Origin of the sequence: Mucilaginibacter sp. R-33 (assembly GCF_049949235.1) — a bacterium.
In the GTDB taxonomy this organism is placed as follows: domain Bacteria; phylum Bacteroidota; class Bacteroidia; order Sphingobacteriales; family Sphingobacteriaceae; genus Mucilaginibacter.
In genome coordinates this window covers 347292-373491 of the sequence record NZ_CP188089.1, presented here as the reverse complement: position 1 = coordinate 373491, position 26200 = coordinate 347292, and the positions used below count along the sequence as shown (strand labels likewise).

Below are 26200 nucleotides of genomic sequence, written 5' to 3'. Positions count from 1 at the left end.
AGTTGATTGGGTGAATAGTTGAAACGCTGAACAACCACTCACATAATCGACTCAATCAACTACTCACCTAAAAACACAACCACTCACCTCTTACAAGAACATCCCGCCCGAAGCTTCGATACGCTGAGCGTTGATCCAGCGGGCATCTTCGGTGCAGAGAAACGCTACTATACCACCGATATCATCCGGTTGGCCTACCCTGCCCAATGCGGTAGATTTCGACATCATTTCTTCCAAACCGGGATGAGAGTCGAATGCTGCTTTGGTAAAGTCGGTTTGGATAATACCCGGAGCCACAACGTTTGCGGCTATACCACGGCTGCCTAACTCTTTTGCAAGGTATTTGGTGAATACCTCAATAGCGCCCTTCATAGAGGCATAAGCGGCATACCCGGGAGTTGAGAAACGGGCCAGCCCGGTCGAAAAATTAATGATCCGGCCACCATCAGCAATTACGGGTAAGCTCTTTTGTGTTAAGAAGTACACGCCTTTAAAATGCACATTAAACAGGTTATCAAAATCCTCTTCCGTAGTTTGCGCGAATGGCGAGGCCGCGTCAATACCTGCATTGTTGATCAGGAAATCAAAGGTATCCCGGCCCCACTTTTCGTTAAGCGTTGCTTTTAATGTTGTGATAAAAGCATCAAAGGTAGATACTATACCTGTATCCAACTGTAAAGCAGCGGCCTTTTGCCCCATTGATTCAATTTCGGCAACTACGGCTTCAGCTTCTTCTTTCTTGCTACGGTAAGTAACAATAACGTCAATACCTTTTTGGGCGATATGTTTAGCGGCATTTTTGCCAAGGCCACGGCTGCCGCCGGTTATTAATGCAATTTTATTTGTTTCCATGGTGTTGTTATTTTAATGTTTAACAATACAAAGATGCAATAGTCAGCGCCTAAAATTATGGTGACTACTTCAGATTAAATGGTGACCGTTTCAGTTTTTTTCTTCCAGATACTTCTCCAAAGAATTAGAAATAGCATTGTTTTTTTACAATAACAGCAAATCTATCCCATTCAAAATCAGCACAAAACGAATAAAAATTAAATTAAACTACTTAAACTATAGGAATTATATAATTTATTATTACATTTGCACTGTCAACAACGACAACACGTTCTTTCCATAACTTATCAAGAAAGACTGAGGGAAAGGCCCAAAGACGTCTTAGCAACCTGTACATCCGCATAATGTAAAAGGTGCTAATTCCTGCTCCTGTGCAAAACGGGAGAGAGATAATTATATCTACACCCCACAACCGATCTGATTAAGTGATTTTTTAGAGTTTCAAGTCGCGTGACCGAGAGGATAGGTGGGGGTCCGCAATACCCTAAACGGCAGTTCGAATCTGCCCGCGACATCAAATTTTTCCAATCTTTTTTGTTTACAGCTTACAGGTTAACTCTGTATCTTGTTGAAATCCGCAGGTACGGATAAGTTTTGTCTACATCCGGATGATTTTTATAGTTTCCTTCCAACCTGAAATATCCAGGTTCGGCACTTATCGAGAGGTCTTTTAACACACGATAACTCATCTCATTGGTTATGGTATGTAAAAAATAATGTGACTTATTACCATTAATAGTCATGAGCCAACTACCGCGATAATTAATACTATAATAAAATCTGTTACCTATATTAAAACCAGCTCTGCCGTTTATGGCGAAACCCGAGCCGTAATCATAATTGCGCCCTCTATACAGGTAGGGATCGGGAGCGGCTCCTAAAATGATAAGCCCCGCACCCACCGCCGTATTCACTTTAAAGCCATTCAACAATCTAAATTCAGATAGTAAATTAGCCTTTACGCTTTGCCCTCCGTAAAAGAAAGCGGCATTACGTATATAATCATAGTTAGCTGATATGATGATCAGGTTCTCCACGCTATCCGATATTGACACGTCCCATCCCGCAAGAGATCCATAAACACTGATCACATTAACCGCACTGCTATCGTCTTTCCCAAACTCGGCTGTGATGGAAATATTGCTGAAAGGTGTGTGCAAATTTTCGTTAGAAGCGCCGTAAAGCAGCTTCGCCCGGCCAAACCAACCAAACCGTCCATGGGTTAACAATCCCTGGTTGCCGCTGTTAAACTTACGTGCACCCAGATCAAATTCGGCACTCACTTTTGATGAATCATCCTGCGACCTACTTGCCGGCCCAACAACCTTTCCCCATTTTCCATCAATAATGCGGTTAAGGCCATTCATCGGGTTAACCAAAAAACCCAGCACCTCACTGGCTTGCCGCTTAAAACCGCGGCGGTGGTTATTAATGATCTTATTTGATAGCCGATAAGTCATTTCGCCCAATACTATGCCGCCAAAGCTGGTGTTGATAAAATCATTGGGGGCAGGTGCCTGGTTTTCGGCAAATGTTTCCCACAGGTAACTGCCCACCATAGTAACCGGTACTGATTGCCAAAAACTATAACCATTACTCCTGAAGGCGCTATAAAACATGCTGCCGTGATATGGATGTCCAAACTGGTTGGTTTGAAACGGATCATTGTCCCAGGTCCAACTGCCTGGGTTCAGGTTATGACCTGTTGTTTTCCAGGAAATCCGGGCGTAATCAACGTTGACTATGTAGCGATCATATGTCCAGGGCGCAATCTCGGCGAGGCCAAGCTCTAAGGCAGCCCTTCCAAAACGTTTCTGTTTTGCCGGCGGATCTGAAAATCGTGTTACGGTATCTTTTTCCTTACGTAAATCAAAAATATTAACCTGAGCCCGTACATGCGGGCTACAGAAAAACGTGAACAATAAAAGCAGGAGCAGTATGATTCTTAACCTTCCGGAGTATTGCCCGGTAAAATAGTAACCCGTTAAAGTCATGTGCATTAACAATTTAAAAGATACGGCTGCAAAAGTTATAAAAGATGAAGTGAATTAGGTTAAAAAATGTTTGAGCAATATTTAATTAATGTTAGGCCGGATATAATTTTGATAATGCATAAGGCGGGAACGGCTACTGATATTAGTTATTTCCTTATTTAAATGCTGAAACATATTTTCATATATTTAGCATTGCTTAACCTGCATATTAAGCGCTATAACCAGTATAAATTATTGCAATTGCTTTTTACTTATGAAGATCTTCAATATCATATGGGTTGTACTTTTTGTCATTTTTGCGGGTTTACAATATAACGACCCTGACCCTTACCTTTGGATGCCCATTTACCTTTATTGTGCCTGGTTTTGCTACCTGGCAGCCAAAAAAGAGTTTTACCCCATTGGCTATGCAGTCGGCATTATCATTTTTACGGGGTATGCCATTTACAAGATATTTGATAACAACGGCCTTATCGACTGGTTTAAGTTCCATCATGCTGAAAGCCTTGTACAAACCATGAAAGCCGAAAAGCCCTGGGTTGAAGAAGTGCGTGAGTTTTTCGGGCTGCTGATCTGCGTAGCTGTGCTGGCGGCTAACTGGGCTTATGGGGCAAAACAAGGGAAAAAAGTACCGGTAAAAAAGGGAAAGCGATAACGCTATGGAAACGCTATTACAAAATAACATCAAATAAAGGATTCGTCATTGCGAGTATCCATCAGGGGAAACCTGAAAAAAAAACGTGATGACGTGTAAAAATTATATTTTAACGGTGTTGCGCGTGAGCCGCGTTAGATTCAGTGTAAAGCCCGGAGCGCGTAAAGGGGTGCGGGCAGGAAAGGCGAGGACTTGCAACGGAAAGCCCGGGCCGCAGGCAACGCCCATGTTATAAATTCCTCAAAAAATATACTTAATAATCAATAACTTATGATCACGTCATTATAAGGTGCGAAGCAATCCTCGATTTGCAGGTCCGCCCTGTATAGTTTGGGATTGCTTCGTACCTCGCAATGACGAATTGTAGATATCATTTTCTTTGGGTTCAAGCCTGATTTTTGTTATCAACACATAGACTTCCTTTTTAAGGCTTTTTTTACAGATATGACAACCCCTTAAATTCCCCATCACCGTAATAAAAAGGCTCAAAGCCGTCTTCGGCAAGTTCACAACTTACCTGCATGGAGGTAAAGGTAACATCGCCAAAAATATTGGCTATGGCCGAGTCGGCAGCATCATGGCCGGTAGCTATTTTGATAAGTCCGTTTAAAGGTACCAGCCGTGTTGCATCAAACAGGATCCACTTACTACCCAGGTATGCCTCAAAACAGGCATGAAAATCAGCAGGCTTAAGATGATAAGCATAACCTGTAAAATATCGGGCGGGTATTGTCAGAGCCCTGCAAAGGGCTATGCCGAGGTGCGCAAAATCGCGGCAAACGCCGGCCTGTTCAGTCACTGTATCAAAGGCCGATGTTTGCGAATTGGTTGATCCGCTTAAATATTGGACATTTTTGTTGATCCAGTTGGTCAATTCAACCACCTGCTCAAAAGGGTTGGTAACACGCCCGAACATATTATGTGCAAGGCGGTATAATTTGTCCGACTGACAATAACGGCTTGGATTTAAATATGGCAGCACCGGCGAAGGCAGTTCAGAAACATGGGTTTCCTGCAAATTGCCGAAATCGGTTATTTCATAACAATTATCAACTGTAGCATTGTAGGTAACTTTAACATTGGGCGTATCGGCACTTACATCAAAGCGCACCAAACGGTTCTCTCCCTGCAGGGTTTGCAGCTCTTCAAACTTAATATATGGTTCCAGGCCAAATTCTTCACTTATTACCGTTTGATTTGGGCTGCGTAATGCGTGTATGTTTAAAATCAATGTGCCCGGCGACCGTACTACATATTCCATTTGGGTAAACACATCGAATTTCATGTTATCAGCTTTCTGTTTTTTATTTCTTCTAATTTGTTAAATGTGGCATCCATCCAATCCTCCGAAATATGCTCAAGCGCAAGTTTCAGTTCCTCGGCCCATTGGGTTGAGATATGTTCCAAATCCTGTTTGTTATAACGCTGCTCAACAATATTGAAGCTATCCTTTTTATAAACGGCCACATCTATCGGAAAATCGACATTGTTCGAGCTCACCCTTGTTGAATCGAAGGAAAGAAAACCTGTTTTAAGCGCCAGTTTCAAGCTCGAATTTTCATCGAGTATCCGGTTAAGGATAGCCTTACCGTGGCCCGAGTTGCCGATAACCACATAGGGTGCCCCCTGCCCTAACTCCACCCAGTTTCCTTCGGGATATAGCAAAAAAAGCTTGTGTTCATCGTCATCGCGCAATTGCCCGCCAATGATGGTGTTCAAATCAAACCGCAATCCGGCGGCATCGAGCGACACTTTATCTTCTTGTGCTGCACGCTTTACCTGTTCGCCAAATGCATTCACAGCCTTGTACATCTTATTAAACTCGGCTGTCTCCAATAATTCATTAAAATAGATCACGGCCTTATCGCGCACAGAGCGCAAACCACTGGTCATGATAAACAGCGAAAAATGATCCTTTTGTTCTATAGTGATCTTCTTTTTTACAGTGGTATCCGTCCCCGAAGTTATGCGGGTATCGGCAATAGCCAGCACACCCTCTTTAACTTTAATTCCCAGGCAATAAGTCATCTGATTAGCGTAATGCGTTATAAATTAATACTTGCCAAAGTAATTAAATAATGCGAGATTTATTTACCGATCATTCATAAACCATTTATTTGCCCATACATCTTTTTCGGTACTAACTGTCTTTTATTTTATTGCATACAATGAAATTCAAATCAGCATTACTCATCCTGGCATTTATTTTTAACCTCAACCTTGCACAAGCGCAAAAACACAGCCCTATCCCCGTTATTTTTGATACAGATATTGCCGGAGATTATGACGATGTTGGTGCCATGGCTGTGCTGCATGCCTTTGCAGATAAGGGTGAGGCCAAAATACTGGCTACCATATCCTGCAATGCCTTCGAAACTACCGCACCAACCATCAGTGTGATCAACACCTATTTTGGCAGGCCCAATATCCCCATAGGTATTGTAAAAAAAGACAAACCCAATAAAGACTGTGCACAGCAATGGGCCCAGTCTATTATTGCCAAATATCCGCATAACGTAAAATCGAACAGCCAGGCAGTTGAAGCGGTAGCACTTTACCGCAAGTTGCTGGCAAAGCAGCCCGATACCAGCGTAACTATTATTTCGGTAGGATTTTTCACCAACCTCGCCGACCTGCTGCGGTCAGGAGCCGATAAGTACAGCAAGCTAACCGGGGTGCAACTGGTAAAGCAAAAGGTAAAGAACCTGGTATCTATGGCAACCGGAATTGGTAGCGATGGTAAAACCTTTAGCGAATACAATGTCAATGTGGACGCAGCCTCTGCGCAAAAAGTGTTTAAAGACTGGCCTACCCCTATTACCCTTAGCGGTTTTGAAATAGGTGAAAAAATCCTGACCGGAATCCGCCTGATCAACAATACATCAATAAAAGATAGCCCCGTAAAAGACGCCTTCCAGATAGCACTTACAAAAGACAAGAATACAACCGGCCGCAATAGTTGGGACGAAACCGCCGTACTAACAGCCATCAGGGGGCCCAAACCTTATTTTACCTATCGCAAACTTAACATGGAAATAAAGGACAACGGCACCGATGTAGTGGTACCGGGAGAGCGGTTTTTATATCTTCAATTTGCCATGCAGCCCGGGGATATTGCAAAGGACATTGAACAATTGATGATGCACCAGCCTGTTAAAAAACAACGGTAATATACCGCTAAAAATACCAACTACTTGGTATTGAATTTTTACGCGATAGATAGCACCTTAGTTTAATTATGAGCGAACCCATTAAAATTCAGGTATCCATCTTTTGCGAGCCTTGCATTATCTGCGGCAGCAGGCCTGTAATTGCACAGGCTAAAGGTAAATTTATTGTAAGATGCGGCGCCAACCCAAATCATTATCAGACGCCGCCCGGAATGGTGGATATAGCCAATTGGAATAAACATAACCGCCGGGAGCCTGGTTTTACCCCAAATATAGGGCATCTTAAACAAGGCTGATCACTTAAAATAACGGGTTACCACATAGCCGATGGCTTCCTTTATATAGGTCCCCCAACCTGCTAAAGCACCTGCATTAGGTAGGAAATCATCGGCAGATACCGAAAACCTGCGGCTGGAAAAATTGCAGGGGTATGCAACCACGTCAACTCCCTGTTTTTTAAATATCATCAGGGAACGGCGCATATGAAATGCCGAGGTAACCAGTAAATATGGTGCTTTAAGTTTATGCTGCTGCAAGAGTTCTTTTGAAAAAGCGGCATTTTCAATGGTATTGCGGGATTTCGGTTCGCTTAGTACGCAACTGTCCGCAACCTGCATTTCCCTGAGTTGCTCCCTTACCCAATCAGCCTCCCTAAAACCCGATGGCCTCAAAAGCCCGTTTCCTCCTGTGATAAGAAGATGGCTGACTTTACCTGTTTTTTGCAAACGAACACCCTGGATAAACCTATCGGCAGCAGAGTTAAAGAAACCGCCGCCATTGCCATCATCCGAGCTAAAACCACCCAGCACTATAGCACAGGTATACTTTTTATCGGCTGGTACAGTAATCTCCCTGATATCCCAACACCAGCTAACCAGGTTAAGTAACAATGAATTAGAGAAAATATAAAGCACAATAATACCTGCAAGCAAAAATTTCCGTTTACGTTTTACGTTCTTTGAAAAAAGGGCGATCAATAAAAATGCGAATACCCATAGAAGCAAATTCATTAAAAACGAAAGAACTTTTGAAAAAATAAAAAACATATGGCGGTTATGGTGTTTAAGTACTTCAAATATAGAAGCTTTTATCAGGTGAAGTAACAAACTGGCATTATCATTGTCGTATATCAAAAAAGAAAAATAAATTATGGGCTTTATCAAAACTCTTGCTATAGGTGCTGCAGTTGCTTACGGAATAAATTACGTAACCAAAAAAGGACCCGACGGTAAATCAATTATCGATAACCTGGTTGACAATGCCCCCGAATGGGCAGATCGCGCTAAAAAATACGGCGAACTTACTTTAGAACAAATTGCCGTACGTACTCAAAATTTCAGGGATAACAACAGGCGTTAATACGCCCTGCCTCGTGCTTTGTCCAATAATGTTTGGAGGATGATACAGAAGTTATTATTCGACTATAACAATGACATGCCTTTGGAATAACGTAATACATACTAAACGGAGCTGATTAATATGTTTAGGCACAGTTGTCATCATCTCTCATAACGACGTGATTGTAAACTATTGATTGGCAGATTTATTTAGAATCATATTATATGCATGGGCGTTGCCTGCGGCCGGGGCTTTTCGTTACAAGTCCTCGCCTTCCAACGCCCCAGCCTCCGCACACTGTGGGCTTTACACTGCAATCCCTAACGCTCCCCCCGCACAACACTTCAGCACAATATCATATAATCCTCCAATCCTATAAATCAAGGTTCCTTACCAGCCATTGCTCACGATACTGCTTTGGCGTTATTCCTTCAAAACGCTTAAAAAACTTGGTAAAGTTTGACGGGTCGAAAGTAAGCCGGTTAGCTATTTCGGCTACACTTACTGTATTTTCCTGAAGCATGGCTTTTGCAATTTCCATGATCTTTTCTTCGAAAAAGAAACAGGGATGTTTACCTGTGGTCAGTTTAATAGTATTGCTCAAATGTGTGGGATGGATATGCATTTCATCAGCAAAATCACGGATCTCGTACATGTCCAATACTCGGTTGTTCAGCACATCTTCAAGATGCCTATCAATAGCTTTCAAATAGTCGGCAGTAATTTCATGCTGACGAGCCAGTATCTTTTTCGGAACAGTAAGCGTTGCTTCCATAACACAAAATTAAGCAAACAGATCGGGCTTAAACAACGGTGCTACCCGCCTTTTAGATGCCTGCTCATAGGCATATCCCAATTTAATGATATCACCCTCTTTATAAGCCGTACTAAAAAACGATAACCCCACCGGTAAGTCATGCGCCAGGCCCATGGGTACGGTAATGTGCGGATAACCAGCCATAGCTGCAGGCCCCGAAAAACCGAAACCATTATCATAATCGCCATTTACCAGGTCGATGCAAACTGCCGGGCCGTTGGTAGTACCTATAATTGCATCAAGCTTATATTTGGCCAGCATATCGTCGATAACTTTACGGGTACCTGTATTGGTTTGCTTAATTGCGTCAAGATACTCTTTACTGTTCAGGTCGCCTTTGGCTTGAGCTAACTCCATGGTCTCCTGTTTAAAAAAAGGCATAGCTTTGGCCTCATTTTGTTTGTTAAAAGCAATTACATCGGCCAGGGTTTTTATTTTGCTGTTGGCGTTGCCAAAGTATTGATTAAGGCCGTCTTTAAATTCATAAAGCAGCACGGTAAATTCATTTTTTCCTATGGTTTTCAGCTCCTTGTTCAGTTCAATTTCCACAACTTCGGCACCTTTACTTTTCAGGATTTTGATGGCATCCTGTAATAATGCAACAACGGCCGGCTTATCGTCAAACGCTGTTTTTTCAATACCCAGCCGTTTGCCTTGTAAACCATTAACATCTAAAAATTTGGTATAATCCGCCTCAATCCTGCCTTTACTGCCAAGTGTTGCCAGGTCGAGCGTATCAATACCGGTAAGCGCCCCGAGTAATATAGCGGCGTCCTTAACCGTACGCGCCATTGGTCCGGCCGTATCCTGCGTTTTGGAAATGGGGATTATGCCCGACCGGCTCCATAATCCCACAGTTGGCTTAATGCCCACCAAGCCGTTAACCGATGCTGGCGAAACTATAGAGCCATTAGTCTCGGTACCGATACCAATAGCGCAAAGATTGGCTGCCACAGCCGTTCCCGTACCGGCGCTTGAACCGCTGGGGTTCCTGTCTAAAATATAAGGGCATTTGGTTTGTCCTCCCCTGCTGCTCCAGGCACTTGTCGAACGCGTGGAGCGAAAGTTTGCCCACTCGCTTAAATTAGTTTTGCCTAATATCACCGCTCCCGCCTCGCGGAGCTTATGTACAATGAAGGCGTCCTGTTTAGCAAAATTATCGGCTAATGCCAATGAACCCGCTGTGGTATGCATATTATCGCCGGTGTTAATATTATCCTTGATCAGCACTGGTATGCCGTGCAGCGGGCCGCGTACTTTCCCCTTTTCACGTTCACGATCCATTGCATCGGCCATATTCAGGGCATCTTTATTAAGCTCGATAACCGAGTTAAGCATAATTCCTTTTTTATCTATCTGATCAATGCGTTTCAGGTACAGCTCGGTAATCAGCCTTGAAGTAAACTGCTTGCTCTGCATTTTTTGCTGCAGATCGGCAATGGTTATTTCGCTCAGTTCAAATATATCGTCCTTACTGTTATCAGCAGCGGCAGTTTCATCAGCTTTATTTTCGGCAGATGGCTGATTGCAGGATGCCGCTACTAAAGTAGATATCGTTAACCCGGCTAATGAACCGGTTTTGAGGAAATTTCTTCTGTGCATAACTGTTTAAATAAAAGGCATTACAAGTAACAAAATATTTAACTACTTTGAAAGGTGCGGGAGGTGCAGATAGTTAAATGTTACAAAGGAAGATATGCCAATCTAAAATAAACGAAGTCGTGCTGAACTTGTTTCAGCACCCCAACTGCTTAGTTTAAACCATGCAGGTTCGCCGTGCAAATGGGATCCCGAAATAAATTCGGGATGACGTCTTTTCTATTTAGATATCATCCCCGATATCACATTAATACTCAAGGCGACAATAGCTGTATTAAATGCAAAAGAAATCAACCCGTGCAGCCAGGCCAGCCTGCGGATAGACCGGGCGGAAATCTCCACGTCAGATACCTGGAACGTCATGCCTACAACAAATGAGAAATATACAAAATCGAGGTAATCAGGTTCTTTTTCATTACCGGGGAATTCAAGACCGCCGAGATGTTTGAGTTTTTTATCATCATCGGGATCTGTAGTATAATACATATGGGCATAACGCAAGGAGAATATAGTGTGTACCAGCCACCATGAAACAATAACCGATGCCATGGCCAATAAAACCCGCGCCGTCACAACCGCATCCGATTGGTTTTTTGTGGATAACAACAGGAACATTATGGCCAGTAAACTCATCAGCGATGATACTATCACAAACAAAAATATCAGCGTGCGGCTTGAGTCTTCGATACTGGCTATTTTACGGATTTCGGCGGGGTTAGCCGTCAGAATAATGATCCAATCCATAATAATGACGCATAAACCAAATGCTATCCAGGTTACTAATGCCACCGTTGGTGCCGAAAAATGGGCCCAGGAGAAAAACAGTGTTATTGCTGCGGCCCCTAACGAGATCAGGAGGCGGTGATGGGCATCAAGACTAAAAAAGACTTTGTTTTTTGGTTTGGCTTTTTGAGGCATACAATTTAAGCTACACCATAAATATGATAATGTTTGATGTAGAATAAATGAAGATACTAAAAATCGTCTTCCTCAACAATCCAGGCCACACGGCCTACCTGCCCGTCATCCAACTGCACTTTTATTCCGCGCGAATGGTAGGCTGCGCTGGTTAACAACCGTTTTACGAAACCCCTGGTCAGCGTACCTGTACGCTGGTCTTTTTTTAATATAATATCAACCTCAAGGCCTGGGTATATATCGCTTCTGTTTTGTCCATTCATGACCGTTGATTTGTTTGATTACGTTGATTTCGCTGATTTTTCTTTTTGATTTTGTCTGATTGATTTGATTGAATAGATCGACAATAATCTTATCACAAAAACCAGGCAAATATCAATTTTTCGCAAGATAATCGGCTATAAAAGTTTTAACACGTTCTTCGTTGCCATTGTCAAAGCCATCAATTTTTTTTACAATCACATTTTTGTTGTTTACAAGGTATACTTGTGGGATAAAACCTAAATTGTATTTTGCCTGAGCCTTTGCGTATTCTTGTTGAGGTATGATTAGTTGCTGCCATGGCATATTTTCTTTTTTCAGTGCCTGTAGCCAATTCTCTTTTTTTGCATCTAATGATACACTTACAAATCTCACATCATCTTTACTAAACTGCTCTGTTATTCTTCTTAATGATGGAATTTCCCGCCTGCATGGCACGCACCAGCTTGCCCAGAATATTACCATGTTCAACTTTTTCGTATTATCTATCAGGGTAACCGGTTTTGCTTCCTGATCGGCGAAAATACTATTGACGAATTGATTTTGGTTTAAAGGTTGATTATCTATAAATAGTTTAAGCCGTCTGCCATAATATGATGATTTTGCTTCATTGCCAAACATGGCGTAGAAGCTTTTCAACTCTTTGTGATTAAAGTAAAATCTAAGATTATTAAATGCATATAAAGTCCAATATGCGTCAGGCGCCCGCTTAATTATTCTTTCGATCCGTGCTGCCTGTTTATTTCTAACGGCGCCGTCTTCGCTCATCTGAATGAAAGGTAACGTGATATTCCTGAGATAAAAATCGGTCTGCGTACCACCATTCAGTACAGCGCCTGTATTTTTAGAAAAATCGCCGGTTATGGTTGTCAATCCTGGCCCCAAAACGAAATCAGTATACCTGGAGTGGTTCTTTGCGTGCTCATAAGGGTTAGTAACAGCTATAGGTTTCCTGATCCCTTTTTCATCCAGGTAACTTATAGAAACAAGATTAGCAAAAAAAGCAGTATCCGACTGAAAGTTAAATTCAAATTTCCCATCTGTAACTTTAGCGGAGTCTGAAGGTCGGACCATCTGTGGAAAAACGGGCTTATAATAAACCCATTTACTTTTAAGGCCCCGTATGTCGCCTTTGATAGTTACACCGTTATCGCGTTTACACGAAAATAAGCTAATAAGTATCAACAGAATGAGGTAATAAGGCTTCTTCATAGGTTTAGTATCAGGAATTTAAGAGTTTCCCGTTACTAAGATAACTATTCAACCAATCCTTTTATTGCCTGCTCTACTTTTCCGAAATCAAAATTACTGATCAGTTTATCAAATGAGGCAGCAATCTGCTCGTTACCAAGGTTACCAATGCTACCCTCGTGGGTATGGTTCACCGTTTTATCAGGATTAAAATTGCCTGCTTCAATAGCCAAACCAACCTGCTTGTAAGCATCACGGAATGGCGTGCCGCTTAATGTTAAACGGTTTACTTCTTCAACACTAAACAGGTAAGCATATTTGGCATCGTCCAGGATATCTGTCTTTACTGTGATATTTTGCAACATAAAAGTTGCCATTTGAAGGCAATGTTTCAGGTCGGCAAAAGCAGGGAATAACAATTCTTTCAGTAATTGAAGCTCACGGTGATATCCTGATGGTAAATTAGTAGTCATCATGGCTACATCAGTAGGCAGGGCTTGCAGGCGGTTACATTTGCCGCGCATAATTTCCCAAACATCGGGGTTCTTTTTATGCGGCATGATGCTGCTGCCGGTAGTTAATGCGTCCGGATAACTTACAAACGAGAAATTTTGGCTCAGGTACAAGGTTTGATCCATGGCCATTTTAGCCAGCGTTGCTGCAATAGTTGATATGGCCTGTGCAATGATACGCTCGGTTTTGCCGCGCCCCATTTGCGCGTAAACAACGTTATAATTCAGGTTGTCAAAACCTAAAAGCTGTGTGGTTAAGGTACGGTTAAGCGGAAATGACGAGCCATAACCGGCGGCCGAGCCCAGCGGGTTTTTATTGGTGATACGGTAAGCCGCTAAAACCAGTTCAAGGTCATCAACCAGGCTTTCGGCGTAAGCGCCAAACCACAAGCCGAATGATGACGGCATAGCCACCTGTAAATGGGTATAACCTGGCAATAAAACATCCTTGTATTTATCACTTAATTCGATAAGCAGGCGAAACAGTGTTTCAGTGCTTTCAACTACTTCCTGCAACTGGCTGCGGAAAAATAGTTTCAAGTCAACCAAAACCTGGTCGTTACGTGAACGGCCGCTATGGATCTTTTTGCCGGCATCGCCTATCCGCTGGGTCAATAGTAACTCAACCTGCGAGTGCACGTCCTCAACATGCTCATCAATTTTAAAACCGCCTTTGGCAATATCGGCATAAATGGTTTTTAACTCACGCTGAACAAGCTCCAAATCAGTGTCGTCCATTAGCCCAACGCTTTGTAGCATGTGGGTATGGGCCAGTGACCCCAAAACATCAAACGCCGCCATTTGCTCATCAAATTCGCGGTCGCGGCCAACAGTAAAGTTTTCAACCAGTTCGTTAACGTTGGTAGTTTTTTGCCATAGCTTGCTCATGGTGCAAATGTATAAAAATGAGAACTGTCTTATTTTGTCTGAACTCGAATTTATTGAATTAAATGAATTTATTGAATTTGCTCAGCATTCTGTTAGTTCCTTAATCGCATAAATTCGAGTTCAGAAAAAAATCAGCGTAATCAACGTAATCAGAAAAAATCAATGGTCAAAATCCAGGTTCAGACAGTTCAGGATGCCAATCCCAATTCATCCAATTAACATTGTTGATTGTGACAACATACCATAGTCTTTGGCCAATAACGTACAAACCGCTATCTTAACCACATGAAACACCCTCTATGTAAGCCATTGCTCTGCATTGCCTTATCATTTTGCTTTTATTCGGTAACACAAGCTCAAACGCCTGGGGCTACAGGTCTTAAAAGTGAATATCTTGTAAACCCGATAGGTATCGATAATACACATCCCCGTTTAACCTGGTTAATGAATGATAAAGCGCAGGGAGCCGCTCAAAGTGCCTATCAACTCTATGTGGGGACTGATTCTATTGTGGTTTCGGCGGGTAAAGGCAACGCGTGGACTACCCCTAAAATTGCTTCATCAAACAGCCTTGCCATTTATAGTGGCCAGCAACTAAAACCTTTTACTAAATATTACTGGAAAGTTCAGCTCTGGGATAAGGCTGGTAAAAAACTCGCTGCAGCGCCGGTAGCCAGTTTTGAAACCGGCATTATGGGCATGCAAAACTGGCAGGGTTCATGGATCAGCGATAATAAAGGGATAGCAGTAAATCCCGCCCCCTATTTTCGCAATACATTTAAGGTAGCTAAACCAATCCGCTCAGCAAGGGCTTATATCGCGGTTGCTGGCTTATATGAACTTTATCTCAACGGCAAAAAGATCGGCAATCATCGCCTCGATCCTATGTATACCCGGTTCGACAGGCGCACACTCTACGTTTCGTACGATGTTACAGCTCAGTTGCAAAGCGGCAAAAATGCTGTGGGTGTGTTGTTAGGTAATGGTTGGTACAATCACCAAAGTACTGCGGTTTGGTTTTTTCACCAGGCGCCATGGCGTGGTCGCCCGGCGTTTTGCATGGACCTACGCATAACCTATACCGATGGCACAGTTGAAACCATAAAATCCGGCACCGACTGGAAAACGTCGCTTAGTCCTATTGTTTTCAACAGCATTTATACTGCCGAGCATTACGACGGCCGGTTAGAACAACCGGGCTGGAACACTGCTAATTTTGACGACAGCAAATGGAAACCGGTGATCAACCGTTCGGCCCCGTCCATGAACATTGTATCGCAAGCTATGCAGCCTATCCGTGCGGTTGATACCATCAGCACCAAAAGCGTTACCAAAATTGACAGCGATGTTTGGGTGTTTGACATGGGCCGAAATATTTCGGGCGTGAGTCAAATCACTGTTAAAGGAGACTCGGGCACCGTGATCCGCCTTAAACATGCAGAAAGGTTAAACAAAAACGGCCATGTTGATCAATCGAACATTGATCTGCATTACCGCCCAACTGATGATAAAGACCCCTTCCAAACCGATATTTTCATTTTAGGCGGCAAAGGTGAAGAAACATTTTCACCTCGCTTTAATTATAAGGGATTTCAATATATTGAGGTAAGCAGCAGTAAACCTATCCAGATTGGCAAAGAAAATATCAAGGCATTTTTTATGCACAGCGATGTGGAGCCTATTGGTACGGTAAAAGCATCAAACCCAACCATTAACCAAATCTGGGTGGCTACCAACAATAGCTACCTCAGCAACCTGTTCGGCTATCCTACTGATTGTCCTCAGCGCGAAAAAAACGGTTGGACAGGCGATGCCCATATTGCCAGCGAGACAGGTTTGTATAACTTTGACGGAATAACTGTTTACGAAAAATGGCTGGCCGACCACCGCGACGAGCAGCAGCCAAACGGCGTGTTACCGTCCATTATCCCAACCGGAGGCTGGGGCTATGAATGGGGTAACGGGCCCGACTGGACCAGCACCATCGCCATTATCCCTTACAATATTTATTTGTTTTATGGCGATAGCAAACTACTGGCCGATAACTATACAGCTATTGAAAAATACGTAAACCATATTGACGAGCTTTACCCAACCGGCCTGACCAGCTGGGGCCTTGGCGACTGGGTGCCGGTAAAATCGGTTTCGCCGGTTGAACTCACTTCATCGGTTTATTATTATACCGATGCCCGCATATTGGCCAAAGCAGCCAAAATACTGGGCAAACAAGCCGATTACATAAGATACTCGGCGTTGGCTGGTAAGATCAAAAATGCCATTAACGCAAAATACTTAAACACTGCAACCGGCATTTATGGCAAAGGCCTGCAAACAGAACTAAGCGTGCCACTTTACTGGGGTGTAGTTCCCGAAAATATGAAGAGCAAAGTTGCTGCCAACCTGGCTAAGCGCGTTGAAACCGATAATTTCCATTTGGATGTGGGCATTTTGGGTGCCAAAGCCATATTGAGCGCCTTGAGCGATAACGGCTACCCGGATGTAGCTTACAAAATAGCATCGCAGGAAACTTTCCCGTCATGGGGCTGGTGGATGGTTAACGGCGCTACCACCCTGTATGAAAACTGGCAGATAGATGCTAAATCCGATATCTCCCTTAACCACATCATGTTTGGCGAAATTGGCGCATGGCTGTACAAAGGCATTGCAGGCATCCACCCTGATCCGGAGCATCCGGGCTTTAAAAACGTGCTGCTCCAACCCCATTTTGTACCGGGTTTAAATGAGTTTGCTGCAACGCATAAAGGGCCTTATGGTAACATCGTTTCATCATGGCAGCGTACTGGCAGCGGTGTAACTTATAAAGTTACTGTGCCTGCAAACTCAACCGCGACAATTACCTTCCCGGCCGGTAAAGTTTATGCCAGCGGCAAAGCGATTGCCACCACAGGAGTGTACAAGATAGCTGCTGGCAGCTATGTATTCGAAGTAAAGTAATGGAGTTTCAAATGCCATAGTATTTTCATATTTCAATATCTGCGCATATCAAATGACCATTTACTGACAGGCCGGGGCAACCCCGGCCTGTTTTTGTATATAAATTTGCCATACCTTATTTACAATCACTGATACCATGCACAGGATATTTTCTATTGTATTTTTATTATTTGTTACAAAATTTGCCGTTGCAGGCCCGGAAGAGCCATGGTCATTAAGCACCGATAAGGAAGGCATCAGGGTTTATACCCGCCACATCCCCGATTCAAAAATCAAAGCCATTAAAGTAGAATGCACATTTAACGCAACTGCTGCTCAGTTGGTAGCTGTGCTTATGGACATTAAAACCTGCAGCGAGTGGGTTTATCACACCAAATCGGCTACCATTATTAAGCAGGTGTCGCCATCGGATATTTATTATTACTCGGAGGTAAACATACCCTGGCCGGTGCATAACCGCGATTTCGTAGCGCATTTAAAGGTTACACAAGATCCTAAAACCAAAGTGGTTACTATTGACGCTCCAGTTATCTCTAACATGGTACCCGCGAAAGATGGCATTGTAAGGGTGGAAAATTCAACCGGCAAGTGGATTATTACTCCTGTTGATAGCTCCCATGTAAGTATTGTGTACACCCTGCACCTTGACCCCGGAGGTTCGGTACCTGCATGGCTTATTAACATGTTTGCCGCACAAGGCCCTACCGAAAGTTTCAAAGGTTTAAAAAAACAATTGCAGAAACCGGCTTATAAGGATGTGAAGCTGGCATATGTGCAGTAGCCCCCAGCCCCCTAAAGGGGGAGCGTTTAGCAACGAATTTATAATTGAAAACAAATTTCGCGTTAAGGATTGCAGCGGATACCGGCCAATGCGTATAAGGCCTGCAGGCGTATGAGCGGAAAGCCTGGCCGGAGGCAACGCCCATATTCTGAACCGGGATTTTTAGGATTAGAGGATTTATGGGATTTTACTTTTTGTCAAACTTGAATTAAACGAATTAAAGAATTTATTGAATTTAGCTGTCAGTTCCTCAATTCTGGTTCAGATAGAATTTTCAATTTCCTAAAATTATTTCTCGAAATTGATTAAGGGATACAACATTGAGTTCTGGAAAGTCAAGATCCTTTAAAATATCAAAATGTTTATCATTCGTAACAATATAATCTGCATTTGCGGCTATTGCTAAATCTACAAATTTATTGTCATCAGGGTCATTTGTTATCAAATTCCACTTAAAATAGGCTTCTGTATAGATAACATTCTGAGCAACACTCAATAGATTTAGCACAAGCTCCGCGGTTTGAGTGGAATAATACGAAGAAAGCAATTCATTATACTCCGTAAGTACTTCATTGCTGATAAGCCATTCAAATTTGAGATCTTTAAATGCTTTGTACAGCCAATAATGGGAACTTTGGGAAGGGATAGAGGCGAGAAGACAATTTGTATCGATAACTGCCCTCATTAGCTATCCGCATTGAGCATTTTATCAAAATCTTGTTGGGTATACCCTTTTTCCGACATTGTTTTATTCACTTCTTCTTCTAATTTGTCGGCGTAATAATCAGTCAATAGCTTTTTTAATTCCAGCGTCTCTTTTTCAGACATTGGGCGATTGAATAACCTTAACAAGCTTACCTGTATAGGATTAAGTTCGGTATGAGATTTCTGAGCTATTGCCATTGTAATAATCTTTACCTAACAAATTTACCTAATTTATCGCATAACATCAAAACCATGTCTATCCTCCCTTTTCTGCAAATAAAAGTCAACATTTTGCAAATAAAATTGAAAACTCGTGTCACACTTAGCTGTACTTTCGATGTTAGTATATAACCGTTTGATTTGCCGGCAAGATACCAGGGGATAGTTGTGCAAATGATAAACGCTAATATTGCTTCAACCAATAAAGTAAACGTGTAAACGATGAGAGTTGCCTTGTTTGTTCCTTGCTATGTTGACCAGTTTTACCCCCAGGCGGCTATTGCCACGCTGGAGTTACTGGAAAAACTTGGCTGTGAAGTCCACTACCCTAAAAATCAAACCTGCTGCGGGCAGCCGATGGCCAATTCGGGCTATGAGCATTTAACCGGCGGTTGCAATAATTTATTTGTCGATAATTTTTCGGGGTATGATTATATCGTTTGTCCTTCGGGGAGTTGTACCCTGCACATCAAAGAGCATTTACATGCTGATGGAAAAGAGGACCAGGCAACAGAGATCCGCAAAAAGATTTATGAGCTTACCGAGTTTTTGGTTGATGTATTACGGGTAAAACAACTCTCAGCCAGCTTTCCTTACCGGGTTGGATTGCACCAAAGCTGCCATGGATTACGCGGATTGCGCATAGCCCAAATGAGTGAATTAGTGGCCGAACCTTTCAGCAAACCGGCACAACTACTTGATATGGTGAATGGACTGGAACTGGTACCATTAAGCCGCCAGGACGATTGCTGCGGTTTCGGCGGTACATTTTGCGTGGTTGAGGAAGCTGTATCGGCCAAAATGGGTAAAGACCGGGTGGCAGATCACATATCGCATGGCGCGCAGTACATCACCTCGGCCGATCTTTCGTGTCTTATGCACCTCGAAGGCATTTTACGCCGTCAAAACAGCGATGTTAAAGTAATTCACGTAGCCGAAATTTTAAACCACAGCATGTAATGAGTACCGCTACTACCAAAGACCACCCGCATTTAGCTGCCGAATTTAATCGCGACGAGCCACGTGTAAACTGGCACGACGAAACCCTGTGGTGGGTACGCGCTAAAAGAGATATTGCTGCGCATAAACTCCCTGAATGGGAATTGCTGCGCGAAACGGCATCCCAAATAAAATTTAACGTACTCTCAAACCTGAGCACCTACCTGGAGCAGTTTGAGGCCAACGCCATTAAAAATGGCATTATTGTACACTGGGCGGCCGACGCCACAGAACATAACCACATTGTACACAGCCTGCTTGAGCAAAAGGGCATTACCAAAATGGTTAAAAGCAAATCGATGCTTACCGAGGAATGCCATTTAAATGAATACCTGAAAGAACAGGGCATCGACGTAATTGACTCCGACCTTGGCGAGCGTATTGTACAGTTGGCCAATGAACCGCCAAGCCATATTGTGCTGCCTTGTATCCACAAAAAAAAGGAAGAGATAGGTGATATTTTCCACGAACATTTAGGTTCGGCAAAAGGCGAATCGGATCCTAAAATATTGACGGAAACTGCCCGCCAACACCTGCGCGAAGTATTTTTAACCCGTCGCGCAGCTCTTACCGGCGTTAATTTTGCTATTGCCGAAACAGGCGAGTTCGTGATCTGTACCAACGAGGGTAACGCCGACATGGGGGCGCATTTGGCCGAGATCCATATCGCCTCGATGGGCATTGAAAAAATCATCCCTGAAAGAAAACACCTTGGTGTGTTTCTACGCCTGCTTACCCGTAGCGCTACGGGGCAGCCTATTACTACCTACTCAAGCCATTTCAGCAAACCGCAGGATGGCACTGAAATTCATATTATTATTGTTGATAACGGGCGGAGTATTCAGCTGGGTCGCGAGGACTTTCGCAATTCATTGAAATGTATCCGTTGCGGGGCTTGTATGAATACCTGCCCGGTTTATCGCAAAAGTGGTGGTCACAGCTACCATACCGCCGTTGCCGGACCAATAGGCTCTATCCTCGCCCCTAACCTCGACATGAAAAAATATGCCGACCTGCCCTTTGCCTCTACCCTTTGCGGTTCGTGCAGCAACGTGTGCCCGGTTAAGATAGATATTCATGACCAATTGTATAAATGGCGGCAGGTGATTGTGAAGGAAGGATATTCGCCCAAAGCAAAAACTATAGCCATGAAAGCTATGGCGTTAACGTTGGCCTCACCAACCCTGTACCGTATGGGCGGAAAAACCGGTCGACTGGTGTTTAAATATGCCCCATTTGCGGTAAATAATAAATTAAATCCCTGGTACAACCAACGCGAAATGCCAAAAGCACCCGATGAATCGTTTGGCGAATGGTATGCCAAAAGGAAAGGAACAAAAAACTCATGAGCCGAGAAAAAATATTAGCTGCTGTAAAATTTAATCAGCCCGCTGCTATGCCGCTGCCAGATATGGAAGTGCTGAATACGCTAACCGATGTCAGAACTGATCTGGTGTCAAAATACAAAACCATAGCTACAGCAGGCGGAAGCTTCGTTTATGAGGTTAGTGGCTTTGATGAGATCAAAACCATCATCAACAATGAATTTAAACCCGGTGTAAAAATCATATCTGCCCTTAACGAACTGAGCGATTACATTTATGCCGAAAACGTGAAACACGAAGACGGCCACAACTTTGCCGATGTGGAGCTAACCGTACTTAGTACTAAACTTGGTGTTGCCGAAAACGGGGCCCTCTGGCTTACTGAAAAGGATATGGGAAGCCGCGTATTACCTTTTATAGCACAGCATTTGGCGGTAGTGATTGGTAAAGATGATTTTGTGCCTACCATGGCGCAGGCTTATCAAACCATTAGCGATGCCGATTATGGCTATGGTTCGTTTATCTCCGGCCCCTCAAAAACAGCGGATATTGAGCAGTCATTGGTGATTGGTGCGCATGGGCCAAGGAGTTTATCAGTGTTTATACTTTTGTAAAGATCTTTTAAAAACAACGTCATTGCGAGGTACGAAGCAATCCCCTATAAGCAGGTCTACCCTGTATAGTTTGGGATTGCTTCGTACCTCGCAATGACGTTTTTGTTTACACCTCACTCGCCTCTAACTAACCTAAAAATCAACAATTTACAACAATGACAAATGGATGATACAAAAATATACCGATTGGTATATTTTTGTACTGTCAAAACTAAATGACACACAACAACATGAAAACTTCACAAAATACAGTATTGATAACCGGCGGCAGTGCCGGTATAGGTTTTGAAATTGCAAAACAACTATCATCTAAAAATAACCACGTAATCATTATTGGCCGCAACCAGGATCGCTTGGACAAAGCAGCCGCTCAATTACAAAATGTAACCGCTATTAAAGCAGATATCTCAAATGCAGATGATGTAGAGGCACTAACCGCAAAAGTGAAAAAAGATTTCCCTCAGCTAAATGTGGTGATCAATAACGCCGGTGCAGCTTCAATCAATGACCTGCTTACCACACCTAATGTTTTTGAAAACGCGCAAACTGAAATGTTTACCAACTATATTTCAGTAATCCGCCTTAACGAAAAATTGCTTCCTGTTTTACAACAGCAAAGCGATGCCGCCATTGTTAACGTATCGTCAATAGTTGCTTTTTTGCCTGGTAAACAAACTGCTACCTATTCGGCAACTAAAGCTGCCTTGCACTCTTATACCATTTCATTGAGGGCAGCTTTGGAAAACACCAATGTTAAAGTATTTGAGTTGATGCCTCCATTGGTTGACACCGAATTTTCGGCAGAGATTGGCGGTCATAATGGGATCCCGGCTTCGCAAGTTGCCGATGAATTTGTATCCGGTTTTGAAGCCGACAACTACGAGATCCGCGTTGGTGGCACCGAACCATTCTACCGCTTGTTCCTGTCAAACCCAGCCGAAGCATTGAAAGCTCTTCACCAGAGATAATTCTCTGGCTTAATTTTTTTATCCTAAAAAATACCGATTGGTATTTTTTAGGATAATTATTAGTTCCAAATCTCATACTTCAATGAAAAAAAGCATCCTTATCATTACCGTAATAGCTGCTGCTATCATGGAACTGATAGACACCTCCATAGTAAATGTTGCCCTCTCGCACATGAGCGGTAACCTTGGCGCCACACTCGAAGATACTTCCTGGGTTATTACAGCTTATGCCATTGCCAACATCATCGTAATACCAATGACCAGTTTTTTAACCACCAAGCTTGGCCGGCGTAATTATTATATCGGGTCTATCATCGCGTTCACTTTCTTTTCGGCCATGTGCGGACTCGCGTCAAACATATGGACACTGGTTGCTTTTCGCTTTTTGCAGGGCATCGGTGGCGGCGCGCTGTTGTCAGTATCTCAGGCTATTGTATTTGAGGTTTACGGCAAGGAACGCGTGGGCATAGCCAGCGCGCTGTTTGGCGTGGGTGTGTTTTTAGGCCCGACTATTGGCCCTACTCTGGGTGGGTTCATTACCGAAAATTATAGTTGGCCATGGATCTTTTACATCAACATCCCTATCGGTATTGCTGTAACTATATCCAGTTTATTGCTGGTCACTGAACCGGAGATCAAAGCCAAAGTAAAAAGTGTAGACTGGTGGGGCATCCTCCTGCTCGTCATCGGCATAGGCTCCCTCCAAACCGTATTGGAACGCGGCGAAACGGACGACTGGTTTTCGGCAGTTTATATCATCGTGCTTACTATAATTGCTGTTATCAGTCTCAGTACTTTCATTTGGTGGGAGCTTACAACGCCTAACCCTGTTATCGATCTTAGGGTGTTGCGAAGCAAGTCGCTCGCGGTAGCGGCTATATTGACGTTTGTGACCGGTTTTGGCCTGTTTACGTCTGTATTCCTTACGCCTGTTCTTGCTCAAAGGGTGCTTCTGTTCCCGCCTACCATCACCGGGCTTATTCTGTTACCGGGTGCGGTTCTGGCCATTGTGGGCTTGTTATTTTCGGCCACATTGTTAAAAAAAGGCGTATCGCCATTAATTATTATCACCGCCGGTTTCATCATCTTTATCACCTTTACCTGGCAAATGTCGCGCATGAACCTGGAGGCAGCACCTGGCGATTTGGTTGGTCCGCTTATTTACCGTGCCATGGGTATTGCCTTATTGACCGTTCCGCTTACAGCTTTAGCTGTATCGGGGCTCGAACCTAAAGACATTCCACAGGGAACTGCTTTAAATAACATGATGCGGCAGTTAGGAGGTTCGTTTGGTATCGCCGTTATCAACACTTATGTAGCCCAACGTTTCGGATTGCACCGCAATGACCTGTTATCTAATATTAATATTTTCAATGATCAAACCACAGCACGTATCGCAAAGCTTACTAATTACTTTGGCAGCAAAGGATTTACATCATTTGACGCGCATAATAAAGCTATAGCAGTTATTGACAGCACCATTAACAGACAATCATTTTTATTAAGCTATCTGGATGCCTACCTGTTTTCGGGTTTGATATTTTTACTGGCTATGCCGCTCTTGTTCCTTGTTATCAACCGTAAAAAACAAGCCCGTCCTGTTGTTATCATAAATGACCACTAATTAATACCAATTGGTATATTTGCATTATGGAAAACGAATTGTCAAAAGCTGAACGTACACGTCAATTCATTATTGAGCGTACCTCACCCGTATTTAATAAAAAGGGGTATGCCGGCACATCCCTTTCCGATCTTACCGAGGCTACCGGGCTCACCAAGGGCAGTATTTACGGTAACTTTAAAAATAAGGAAGAAGTAGCTGCCGAAGTATTTGAATATAACTCGGGCAAGGTGCGCAAACAGATCCAGGAGCGGATTCAGCGGGCTACCAGCTACCATGACAAATTATTGGTTTATGCCCAGGTATACCACAGTTTTACGCGGGGTGATTTTATTCCCGGCGGCTGCCCTATTCTGAATACTGCTGTTGATGCCGACGACACCAACCCATTGCTGAAAGATAAAGCCGCCAGGGCGGTGATCCGTTGGAAAACGGGCATCGAAAACCTCATTAAAGCAGGCATCGATGCAGGCGAGCTTAAGCCGGGCATCAACACTACAGAAACGGCCTTAAGCATGATAGCGCTTATTGAGGGCGGTATCATGATCTCGAAAGTGACAGATTCTCCTGCAAATTTGGATATCGTTTTGGCATCTGTTCATAACCTCGTAGATAACCTGAAGCTGTAAATAATAACAATATCTTAGAGCTACAGGTTGTTACTTGATTGTTACAATAATTGGATATAACTTTGAAAACAAAAGAAACGTCCCCCGCGTTATCTTCTTTACCAATTATTAATTATGTCAAAAAAGATCTTGATCCTCGATGATAGCGAGGATATTTTGGAAGTGATGAAAGAAGCTCTGGAAATGGAGCACTATGAAGTTGAGGTACTGAACTATACTGATGACATATGCAAGGCGGCCCTATCAGCTAACGCCGACCTTGTAATTTTGGATTACATTTTGTTCGGTATAAACGGTGGCGAACTTTGCCACATGCTAAAAACAAACCCGGCCACGGCGCATATCCCGGTGGTGATGGTATCGGCCTACCCGCGTGTGCTGGAATCATTAGGCAGCTATGGTTCCGATGCTTTTATTGCCAAGCCTTTTAATTTGAGCGATGTTATCGACACAGTTAACCATTGCTTTTTGGCAGCCGGTGATGATGTGGCACACATCGTTTAAAGATTTTTCTTATTGCACTCTTAAACTTACGAAGTTTTAAAAACTTCGTAAGTTTTTCACCATATCCGTTCAGGAAATTTATTCGATCTACCTGAACAAATCAAAACTATACTGCGCTATGCTCCAAAACTCATCAAGCGCGATAATTCTTGGTTTAAAGAAAGAGATCAGCGCGGGCCAGTCCTGCTGGTTAAATACACTTACGCCGGGTAGGGTTTTAATAATGCGGCTCACTGTTTTACCATACTCATCGGTAGTATGCAACTCCCAGTCCCATTCTTCCTCAAGCTGGCTGTTTAGGACATTCTTTAGCTCAACAAACTGATCAAACATCAATTGTTGGATATCAGCATCGGGATGACTCATTTCAATAGCTATAAAGGCAGACTTTTTATCAGCTTCCATTTTAAAGTACAGGTGCTTGATACCAGTTTTATAATTAACCCAGTTAGTGCGCAGGCCATCGGCCGAAAGCTGGGGTTTGAGGTATTGCCCAAACGCTGTCCAGAACGCCTGTTTTAGTTGAGTTGCCTGCTCTTTTGAGTACAATTTACCGGGATTAATGAGGGGCAAAAGTAAGGTTTTTAAAATAAACCGCCATCCTGAGTTTGAAACAGGGTGAACGTTGAAGGCGATATAACAAAGGAAGAGCTGTCAGTCTGAGCCTGTCGAAGACTCGTGC

27 protein-coding genes and 1 riboswitch are annotated in these 26200 nt (G+C 43.2%); of the genes, 13 read left to right on the top strand and 14 right to left on the bottom strand.

Annotated elements, in window-relative coordinates; genetic code table 11:
* Positions 1 to 90: 90 nt before the first annotated feature.
* Positions 91 to 852, bottom strand: coding sequence for an SDR family oxidoreductase (locus ACP26M_RS01775; protein WP_426585610.1), 762 nt, complete (start codon positions 850 to 852; stop codon positions 91 to 93).
* Between the two features lie 281 nt (positions 853 to 1133).
* A riboswitch (SAM riboswitch) is annotated at positions 1134 to 1248 on the top strand.
* A 149-nt stretch (positions 1249 to 1397) separates the two neighbouring features.
* Positions 1398 to 2846, bottom strand: a complete 1449-nt coding sequence (locus ACP26M_RS01770) for a DUF3943 domain-containing protein (protein ID WP_426585608.1) — start codon at positions 2844 to 2846, stop codon at positions 1398 to 1400.
* Between the two features lie 253 nt (positions 2847 to 3099).
* Between ACP26M_RS01770 and ACP26M_RS01765 the strand changes: the two genes are divergently transcribed.
* A complete protein-coding gene (locus ACP26M_RS01765) occupies positions 3100 to 3501 on the top strand; it encodes a transmembrane 220 family protein (protein ID WP_426585606.1) in 402 nt (133 codons plus the stop codon).
* Positions 3502 to 3937: 436 nt separating this feature from the next.
* On the opposite strand, the gene ACP26M_RS01760 is transcribed toward ACP26M_RS01765, so the two are convergent.
* Positions 3938 to 4786, bottom strand: coding sequence for a transglutaminase-like domain-containing protein (locus ACP26M_RS01760; protein WP_426585604.1), 849 nt, complete (start codon positions 4784 to 4786; stop codon positions 3938 to 3940).
* Positions 4783 to 5529 (bottom strand): peptidase, encoded by a 747-nt coding sequence (locus tag ACP26M_RS01755; protein ID WP_426585602.1) that lies wholly within the window; start codon positions 5527 to 5529, stop codon positions 4783 to 4785. Before ACP26M_RS01755 ends, ACP26M_RS01760 begins: the two co-directional genes overlap by 4 nt.
* Before the next feature lie 140 nt (positions 5530 to 5669).
* Here ACP26M_RS01755 and ACP26M_RS01750 point away from each other — a divergent pair, with 140 nt between their 5' ends.
* Together ACP26M_RS01750 and ACP26M_RS01745 are read left to right on the top strand one after the other, a co-directional pair.
* The gene (locus ACP26M_RS01750) at positions 5670 to 6671 is read left to right on the top strand and encodes a nucleoside hydrolase (RefSeq protein ID WP_426585600.1); all 1002 of its coding nucleotides are present in this window, start codon (positions 5670 to 5672) and stop codon (positions 6669 to 6671) included.
* A 68-nt stretch (positions 6672 to 6739) separates the two neighbouring features.
* Positions 6740 to 6967: a hypothetical protein gene (locus ACP26M_RS01745; protein WP_176628549.1), complete on the top strand. Its 228-nt coding sequence runs from the start codon at positions 6740 to 6742 to the stop codon at positions 6965 to 6967.
* Here ACP26M_RS01745 and ACP26M_RS01740 read toward each other — a convergent pair whose 3' ends face one another.
* Complete coding sequence (locus ACP26M_RS01740; protein WP_176628548.1) at positions 6968 to 7681, bottom strand: YdcF family protein; 714 nt, start codon at positions 7679 to 7681, stop codon at positions 6968 to 6970. It abuts the gene before it with no gap.
* Between the two features lie 139 nt (positions 7682 to 7820).
* Here ACP26M_RS01740 and ACP26M_RS01735 point away from each other — a divergent pair, with 139 nt between their 5' ends.
* A complete protein-coding gene (locus ACP26M_RS01735; protein ID WP_090527874.1) occupies positions 7821 to 8030 on the top strand; it encodes a hypothetical protein in 210 nt (69 codons plus the stop codon).
* Between the two features lie 352 nt (positions 8031 to 8382).
* Here the strand turns inward: ACP26M_RS01735 and ACP26M_RS01730 are convergent, their stop codons facing one another.
* The 6 genes from ACP26M_RS01730 to argH all read right to left on the bottom strand — a co-directional run bounded on the left by ACP26M_RS01730 (position 8383) and on the right by argH (position 14195).
* Positions 8383 to 8784 carry a helix-turn-helix domain-containing protein gene (locus ACP26M_RS01730; RefSeq protein WP_426585597.1) on the bottom strand — a complete coding sequence of 134 codons (402 nt, stop codon included), beginning with the start codon at positions 8782 to 8784 and terminating at the stop codon, positions 8383 to 8385.
* 9 nt (positions 8785 to 8793) lie between these two features.
* Positions 8794 to 10428 carry an amidase gene (locus ACP26M_RS01725; protein ID WP_426585595.1) on the bottom strand — a complete coding sequence of 545 codons (1635 nt, stop codon included), beginning with the start codon at positions 10426 to 10428 and terminating at the stop codon, positions 8794 to 8796.
* Between the two features lie 216 nt (positions 10429 to 10644).
* Positions 10645 to 11169 (bottom strand): DUF1345 domain-containing protein, encoded by a 525-nt coding sequence (locus tag ACP26M_RS01720; protein WP_426585593.1) that lies wholly within the window; start codon positions 11167 to 11169, stop codon positions 10645 to 10647.
* Positions 11170 to 11399: 230 nt separating this feature from the next.
* On the bottom strand, positions 11400 to 11606 hold the full coding sequence (locus tag ACP26M_RS01715; RefSeq protein WP_091211944.1) for a YwbE family protein: 207 nt from the start codon (positions 11604 to 11606) through the stop codon (positions 11400 to 11402).
* A 112-nt stretch (positions 11607 to 11718) separates the two neighbouring features.
* Positions 11719 to 12816 carry a thioredoxin-like domain-containing protein gene (locus ACP26M_RS01710; RefSeq protein WP_426585590.1) on the bottom strand — a complete coding sequence of 366 codons (1098 nt, stop codon included), beginning with the start codon at positions 12814 to 12816 and terminating at the stop codon, positions 11719 to 11721.
* Between the two features lie 44 nt (positions 12817 to 12860).
* Positions 12861 to 14195, bottom strand: a complete 1335-nt coding sequence (gene argH, locus ACP26M_RS01705; protein WP_426585588.1) for an argininosuccinate lyase — start codon at positions 14193 to 14195, stop codon at positions 12861 to 12863.
* A gap of 285 nt (positions 14196 to 14480) precedes the next feature.
* Here argH and ACP26M_RS01700 point away from each other — a divergent pair, with 285 nt between their 5' ends.
* Both ACP26M_RS01700 and ACP26M_RS01695 read left to right on the top strand, forming a co-directional pair.
* Positions 14481 to 17150: a family 78 glycoside hydrolase catalytic domain gene (locus tag ACP26M_RS01700; RefSeq protein ID WP_426585586.1), complete on the top strand. Its 2670-nt coding sequence runs from the start codon at positions 14481 to 14483 to the stop codon at positions 17148 to 17150.
* Between the two features lie 136 nt (positions 17151 to 17286).
* On the top strand, positions 17287 to 17931 hold the full coding sequence (locus ACP26M_RS01695) for an START domain-containing protein (RefSeq protein ID WP_426585584.1): 645 nt from the start codon (positions 17287 to 17289) through the stop codon (positions 17929 to 17931).
* 274 nt (positions 17932 to 18205) lie between these two features.
* Here ACP26M_RS01695 and ACP26M_RS01690 read toward each other — a convergent pair whose 3' ends face one another.
* Together ACP26M_RS01690 and ACP26M_RS01685 are read right to left on the bottom strand one after the other, a co-directional pair.
* Entirely contained in the window at positions 18206 to 18616 is a 411-nt protein-coding gene (locus ACP26M_RS01690; protein ID WP_426585582.1) for a putative toxin-antitoxin system toxin component, PIN family, read from the bottom strand.
* Positions 18616 to 18834: a hypothetical protein gene (locus ACP26M_RS01685; RefSeq protein ID WP_426585580.1), complete on the bottom strand. Its 219-nt coding sequence runs from the start codon at positions 18832 to 18834 to the stop codon at positions 18616 to 18618. The genes ACP26M_RS01690 and ACP26M_RS01685 overlap by 1 nt, the downstream gene beginning before the upstream one ends.
* A 243-nt stretch (positions 18835 to 19077) precedes the next feature.
* Here ACP26M_RS01685 and ACP26M_RS01680 point away from each other — a divergent pair, with 243 nt between their 5' ends.
* The 7 genes from ACP26M_RS01680 to ACP26M_RS01650 all read left to right on the top strand — a co-directional run bounded on the left by ACP26M_RS01680 (position 19078) and on the right by ACP26M_RS01650 (position 25518).
* Entirely contained in the window at positions 19078 to 19815 is a 738-nt protein-coding gene (locus tag ACP26M_RS01680) for a (Fe-S)-binding protein (RefSeq protein ID WP_426585578.1), read from the top strand.
* Positions 19815 to 21203 carry a lactate utilization protein B gene (locus ACP26M_RS01675; protein ID WP_426585576.1) on the top strand — a complete coding sequence of 463 codons (1389 nt, stop codon included), beginning with the start codon at positions 19815 to 19817 and terminating at the stop codon, positions 21201 to 21203. Before ACP26M_RS01680 ends, ACP26M_RS01675 begins: the two co-directional genes overlap by 1 nt.
* On the top strand, positions 21200 to 21793 hold the full coding sequence (locus tag ACP26M_RS01670) for a LutC/YkgG family protein (protein ID WP_426585574.1): 594 nt from the start codon (positions 21200 to 21202) through the stop codon (positions 21791 to 21793). Before ACP26M_RS01675 ends, ACP26M_RS01670 begins: the two co-directional genes overlap by 4 nt.
* A 230-nt stretch (positions 21794 to 22023) precedes the next feature.
* Entirely contained in the window at positions 22024 to 22761 is a 738-nt protein-coding gene (locus ACP26M_RS01665) for an SDR family oxidoreductase (RefSeq protein WP_426585572.1), read from the top strand.
* An 82-nt stretch (positions 22762 to 22843) separates the two neighbouring features.
* On the top strand, positions 22844 to 24385 hold the full coding sequence (locus ACP26M_RS01660; RefSeq protein ID WP_426585570.1) for a DHA2 family efflux MFS transporter permease subunit: 1542 nt from the start codon (positions 22844 to 22846) through the stop codon (positions 24383 to 24385).
* A gap of 26 nt (positions 24386 to 24411) precedes the next feature.
* Complete coding sequence (locus ACP26M_RS01655; RefSeq protein WP_188833939.1) at positions 24412 to 25014, top strand: TetR/AcrR family transcriptional regulator; 603 nt, start codon at positions 24412 to 24414, stop codon at positions 25012 to 25014.
* 114 nt (positions 25015 to 25128) lie between these two features.
* A complete protein-coding gene (locus ACP26M_RS01650; RefSeq protein ID WP_426585568.1) occupies positions 25129 to 25518 on the top strand; it encodes a response regulator in 390 nt (129 codons plus the stop codon).
* 87 nt (positions 25519 to 25605) lie between these two features.
* Here ACP26M_RS01650 and ACP26M_RS01645 read toward each other — a convergent pair whose 3' ends face one another.
* The gene (locus tag ACP26M_RS01645; protein WP_229701691.1) at positions 25606 to 26091 is read right to left on the bottom strand and encodes a DUF4268 domain-containing protein; all 486 of its coding nucleotides are present in this window, start codon (positions 26089 to 26091) and stop codon (positions 25606 to 25608) included.
* Between the last annotated feature and the right edge of the window lie 109 nt (positions 26092 to 26200).

Bases quoted from the DNA above. Each gene is read 5' to 3' on its own strand.
- ACP26M_RS01675 (WP_426585576.1), top strand. From the start codon at position 19,815: ATGAGTACCGCTACTACCAAAGACCACCCGCATTTAGCTGCCGAATTT.
- ACP26M_RS01770 (WP_426585608.1), bottom strand. From the start codon at position 2,846: ATGACTTTAACGGGTTACTATTTTACCGGGCAATACTCCGGAAGGTTA.
- ACP26M_RS01685 (WP_426585580.1), bottom strand. From the start codon at position 18,834: ATGGCAATAGCTCAGAAATCTCATACCGAACTTAATCCTATACAGGTA.
- ACP26M_RS01725 (WP_426585595.1), bottom strand. From the start codon at position 10,428: ATGCACAGAAGAAATTTCCTCAAAACCGGTTCATTAGCCGGGTTAACG.
- ACP26M_RS01745 (WP_176628549.1), top strand. From the start codon at position 6,740: ATGAGCGAACCCATTAAAATTCAGGTATCCATCTTTTGCGAGCCTTGC.
- ACP26M_RS01740 (WP_176628548.1), bottom strand. From the start codon at position 7,681: ATGAATTTGCTTCTATGGGTATTCGCATTTTTATTGATCGCCCTTTTT.
- ACP26M_RS01670 (WP_426585574.1), top strand. From the start codon at position 21,200: ATGAGCCGAGAAAAAATATTAGCTGCTGTAAAATTTAATCAGCCCGCT.
- ACP26M_RS01665 (WP_426585572.1), top strand. From the start codon at position 22,024: ATGAAAACTTCACAAAATACAGTATTGATAACCGGCGGCAGTGCCGGT.
- ACP26M_RS01750 (WP_426585600.1), top strand. From the start codon at position 5,670: ATGAAATTCAAATCAGCATTACTCATCCTGGCATTTATTTTTAACCTC.
- ACP26M_RS01660 (WP_426585570.1), top strand. From the start codon at position 22,844: ATGAAAAAAAGCATCCTTATCATTACCGTAATAGCTGCTGCTATCATG.
- ACP26M_RS01680 (WP_426585578.1), top strand. From the start codon at position 19,078: ATGAGAGTTGCCTTGTTTGTTCCTTGCTATGTTGACCAGTTTTACCCC.
- ACP26M_RS01765 (WP_426585606.1), top strand. From the start codon at position 3,100: ATGAAGATCTTCAATATCATATGGGTTGTACTTTTTGTCATTTTTGCG.
- ACP26M_RS01775 (WP_426585610.1), bottom strand. From the start codon at position 852: ATGGAAACAAATAAAATTGCATTAATAACCGGCGGCAGCCGTGGCCTT.
- ACP26M_RS01690 (WP_426585582.1), bottom strand. From the start codon at position 18,616: ATGAGGGCAGTTATCGATACAAATTGTCTTCTCGCCTCTATCCCTTCC.
- ACP26M_RS01715 (WP_091211944.1), bottom strand. From the start codon at position 11,606: ATGAATGGACAAAACAGAAGCGATATATACCCAGGCCTTGAGGTTGAT.
- ACP26M_RS01650 (WP_426585568.1), top strand. From the start codon at position 25,129: ATGTCAAAAAAGATCTTGATCCTCGATGATAGCGAGGATATTTTGGAA.
- ACP26M_RS01700 (WP_426585586.1), top strand. From the start codon at position 14,481: ATGAAACACCCTCTATGTAAGCCATTGCTCTGCATTGCCTTATCATTT.
- ACP26M_RS01655 (WP_188833939.1), top strand. From the start codon at position 24,412: ATGGAAAACGAATTGTCAAAAGCTGAACGTACACGTCAATTCATTATT.
- ACP26M_RS01720 (WP_426585593.1), bottom strand. From the start codon at position 11,169: ATGGATTGGATCATTATTCTGACGGCTAACCCCGCCGAAATCCGTAAA.
- ACP26M_RS01760 (WP_426585604.1), bottom strand. From the start codon at position 4,786: ATGAAATTCGATGTGTTTACCCAAATGGAATATGTAGTACGGTCGCCG.
- argH (WP_426585588.1), bottom strand. From the start codon at position 14,195: ATGAGCAAGCTATGGCAAAAAACTACCAACGTTAACGAACTGGTTGAA.
- ACP26M_RS01710 (WP_426585590.1), bottom strand. From the start codon at position 12,816: ATGAAGAAGCCTTATTACCTCATTCTGTTGATACTTATTAGCTTATTT.
- ACP26M_RS01755 (WP_426585602.1), bottom strand. From the start codon at position 5,529: ATGACTTATTGCCTGGGAATTAAAGTTAAAGAGGGTGTGCTGGCTATT.
- ACP26M_RS01730 (WP_426585597.1), bottom strand. From the start codon at position 8,784: ATGGAAGCAACGCTTACTGTTCCGAAAAAGATACTGGCTCGTCAGCAT.
- ACP26M_RS01735 (WP_090527874.1), top strand. From the start codon at position 7,821: ATGGGCTTTATCAAAACTCTTGCTATAGGTGCTGCAGTTGCTTACGGA.
- ACP26M_RS01695 (WP_426585584.1), top strand. From the start codon at position 17,287: ATGCACAGGATATTTTCTATTGTATTTTTATTATTTGTTACAAAATTT.